We start from the raw sequence: 4,013 nt of genomic DNA on the forward strand, positions 1-4,013 counted from the left end.
TGGTGGTGTCGGGGTCGGAGGAGGAGACGCTCGCGGTCGCGGAGCACTTCGCGGGGCTGGGGCGCCGGACGAAGCGTCTGGCCGTGTCGCACGCTTTCCACTCACCGCTCATGGAACCCATGCTCGACGCCTTCCGCGAGGTCGCCGAGACACTCTCGTACGCCGCACCCTCGATACGCGTCGTGTCCCACGTGACCGGAACCGAGGCGACCGCGGAGCAGCTGACCTCGCCCGAGTACTGGGTACGTCATGTGCGCGAGGCCGTCCGGTTCGCCGACGGTATCGCCCACCTCTCGGACCAGGGCGTCACCCGCTTCGTGGAACTCGGACCCGACGCGGTGCTCACCGCACTCGCCGAGGCCACCGCACCCGACTCGCCCGGCACCCTCACCGTGCCCGTCCTGCGCAAGGGCCGGCCCGAGGTCCCCACCCTGCTCACCGCCCTCGCCCGGCTGCACGTCGCCGGCCCCGTCATCAGCTGGGCCGACGTCCTCGACGGCCGCGGCGGCCGCAAGGTCGAGCTGCCCACGTACGCCTTCGACCGGACCACGTACTGGCTCGACGCCCCCGACCCCGTCGGCGGCGACGTGACCGGCCTCGGCCAGACCGCCGCCGAGCACCCGCTGCTCAGCGCCGTGGTCGCCTCCCCGGAGGCCGGCGGTGTGGTGCTCACCGGGCGGCTCTCCGTCCGCACCCACCCCTGGCTCGCCGACCACGACGTTCTCGGGACCGTGCTGCTCCCCGGCACCGGATACATCGAACTGGCCATCCGGGCCGGTGAGGAAGTCGGCTGCGAGGTGGTGGAGGAACTCACCATCGAGGCACTGATGCCGCTCCCGCCCCACGGCGGACTCGCCGTCCAGGTCGTCGTCGACGCACCCGACGCGGGCGGGCGCTGCTCACTCGCTGTCTACTCCCGTGCCGACGACGCTCCGGCGGGCGCGGCCTGGAGCAAGCACGCCAGCGGCGTACTCGCCCCGGGAAGCGGACAGGCCCCGCCCGCCGGAGCCTTCGCCCCCGCCCCGGCCGACTGGCCGCCTACGGGCGCGACCGAGGTCGACATCTCCGGTGTGTACGACTACCTCACCGGCCAGGGATACGGCTACGGCCCCATGTTCCGGGGCCTGCGCGGCATCTGGTCCCGGGGCCGTGAGACGTTCGCGGAGGTGTCACTGCCGGAGGACTCCCTGGACGTCGGCAAGGACTTCCGGCTCCACCCCTCCATCCTCGACGCGGCGCTGAGCGCCACCGACTTCATGGACGGACGCCGCCCCCAGGACGTCGGCGGCACCCAACTGCCGTTCGCCTGGTCCGGAGTCACCCTGCACGCCGCAGGCTCCTCGCGGCTGAGAGTGCGCATCACCGCCGTCGAATCCCACCGGTCACAGGGGTCCGACGCGGTGCGTCTCGAACTCACCGACCCCACCGGCACCCCGGTCGCCACCATCGACTCCCTGGTGGTCCGTCCCGTCACGGCGGCCAAGGTCAACGCGGCCGCAGCCGCGGGAGGCGGCGGCGAGCACGAGACCGTGTTCCAACTGGTCACCCAGCAACTGCCCCTCGGCGCATCCGTCGCCGCGGCCACCGACCGCTGGGCGGTGCTCGGCACCGGCCCCGACGGCACTGCCGCGGCCTGGCCCGGCACGGCGTACCGGGACCTCTCCGGCCTCGGCGCCGCACTGACCGACGGCGCCCCGCTGCCCGACGTCGTCGTCCTGCCCGTACCCCGCGCCACGGATCACGAGGACATTCCGGCGGCCGTCCGCTCCGTCACCGGCCAGATCCTCGCCACGCTCCAGTCCTGGCTGGCGGACGAGCGGTACGCCCGGTCCCGCCTCATGGTGGTCACCCGTGACGCCCTGCCGCTCCAGGAGGCCGACGCCGACGGCGTGGACCTGGTTCAGGCACCGGTGTGGGGGCTGCTGCGCTCCGCCCAGGAGGAGTACCCCGGCCGGTTCGTCCTCGTCGACTCCGACGGCAGCGACACGGCGCGCGAGTCGCTGGCCGCCGTGGCCGCGTCCGGAGAACCCGAAGCGATCCTGCGCGGCGCCGAAGTACGGGTGCCCCGCCTGGCCCGGGTGACAGCGGCGGCACCCACCACGCCCCTGCCCTGGGACGCCGAGGGAACCGTACTGATCACCGGAGGAACCAGCGGCCTCGGCGCCGTCGTCGCCCGCCACCTGGTGGAACGGCACGGCGTACGCCATCTCCTGCTCGCCGGACGACGCGGCCAGGACGCGCCGGGCGCCACCGAACTCCGCGACGTACTGCACGGACTCGGCGCCCGCGTCACCCTCGCGGCCTGCGACACGTCCGACCGCGCGGCCGTCGACGAACTGCTGAGCGCGGTACCCGCAGAACACCCGCTGACGGCGGTGGTCCACGCGGCCGCTGTCATGGACAACGCGCTGCTCGCCGCCCTCACCCCGGCACAGGTCGACACGGTCATGCGCCCCAAGGTGGACGCGGCCTGGAATCTGCACGAGGCGACACGCGGCCTGGATCTGAAGGCCTTCATCCTCTTCTCCTCCTGCGCCGGCCTGGTCGTCGGAGTCGGTCAGGCCAACTACGCCGCCGCCAACCGCTTCCTGGACGCCCTCTCCGCACACCGGCGCGCGGCCGGGCTTCCCGGCACGTCCCTCGCGTTCGGCCTCTGGGAGACCAGAACCGGCCTCGGGGGCGGCGTGACCCACGCCGACCTGCGGCGCATGCGCATCATGGGCATGCCCGCCCTGCCGACGGCCGAGGGCCTGGCCCTGCTCGACGAGGCCCTGGAACTCGACCGGCCGGTCCTCGTGCCGATCCGGGTGGAGCGCGACCAGCACGCCCCGGCCGAACCGCCGTACCTGCTGAAGGACGTGCTCGGCGCACCGGAAAGGCCCACTGCCCGCAAGGAGGTCCGGGCACCCGCCGTCACCGCGACGGTCACGCAGGCGGCCGAACTCACCCTGGAACAGCGGCTGTCCGGCATGAAGGCGGCCGAACGCCGCCGCACGGTACTCGACGTCGTACGCGAACAGGTCGCCGGAGTCAGCCACAGCGTCCCGGCCACCATCGACGTCTCCAAGGGCTTCACCGAGCTCGGCCTCGACTCGCTCGCGGCGATCGATCTCCGTAACCGGCTCCAGAAGGCCACCGGACTCCGACTCCCGGCGACACTCATGTTCGACTACCCCAGTCCGACGGTGCTGGCCGACTTCCTCCTCGACGAACTCCCTTCGGACGTCGACGAGAACACACCGGACACACCCGTCGCCTCTGCACCGGGCGGGCCCGTGACCGCGGAGACCGACGCCTCCATCCGGCAGACCCTCGCGGACATCCCGGTCGACGCGCTCCGCGAGTCCGGCCTGCTGGACGCACTGCTGAAACTCGCCGCACGACCCGCGGCACCCGCACCCGCCACCCAATCCGGCACGAACGCCCCGCACGACGTGGCCGTGGCGGCCGGCGAAGCGATCAGGACCATGGACGTCGACGACCTGGTGCGCGCCGCGCTCGCGTCCGCCGACCCGACCCGGAACCCGAGCGAGGGCTGAGGACATCATGGAAGCATCTGTAGAGCAGCTGGTTGCAGCCCTCCGCTCGACCATGGTCGAGAACGAACGCCTGCGGTCGGCCAACGACCGCCTCACCGGAGACGCCACCGAGCCGATTGCGATCGTGGGTATGGCGTGCCGTTATCCGGGTGGGGTGGGTTCTCCGGCCGAGTTGTGGGATCTGGTGGTGGAGGGCCGGGACGGTGTGTCGGGTTTTCCGGTGGATCGTGGGTGGGATGTGGAGGGGCTCTACGATCCGGAGCCGGGGAAGCCGAATCGTACGGTGACGCGTGAGGGTGGGTTTCTGTACGACGCGGCTGATTTCGATGCCGGGGTGTTCGGTATCTCGCCGCGTGAGGCGTTGGGGATGGATCCGCAGCAGCGGTTGTTGCTGGAGGCGTCGTGGGAGGCGGTGGAGAGCGCGGGCATTGATCCCCTCTCCCTGAAGGGCAGCCGGACCGGCGTCTTCGCCGG

2 protein-coding genes are annotated in these 4,013 nt (G+C 72.3%); both read left to right on the forward strand.

The window, feature by feature from the left end; translation table 11 throughout:
• Positions 1-5: 5 nt before the first annotated feature.
• Positions 6-3,539, forward strand: a complete 3,534-nt coding sequence (locus tag JGS39_RS37900; protein ID WP_308120954.1) for a type I polyketide synthase — start codon at positions 6-8, stop codon at positions 3,537-3,539.
• Between the two features lie 7 nt (positions 3,540-3,546).
• The coding region (locus JGS39_RS37905) for a beta-ketoacyl synthase N-terminal-like domain-containing protein (RefSeq protein WP_219574317.1) at positions 3,547-4,013 on the forward strand (467 nt) is incomplete at its 3' end.

It is taken from the genome of Streptomyces poriferorum, assembly GCF_019399235.1.
GTDB lineage: Bacteria > Actinomycetota > Actinomycetes > Streptomycetales > Streptomycetaceae > Streptomyces > Streptomyces poriferorum.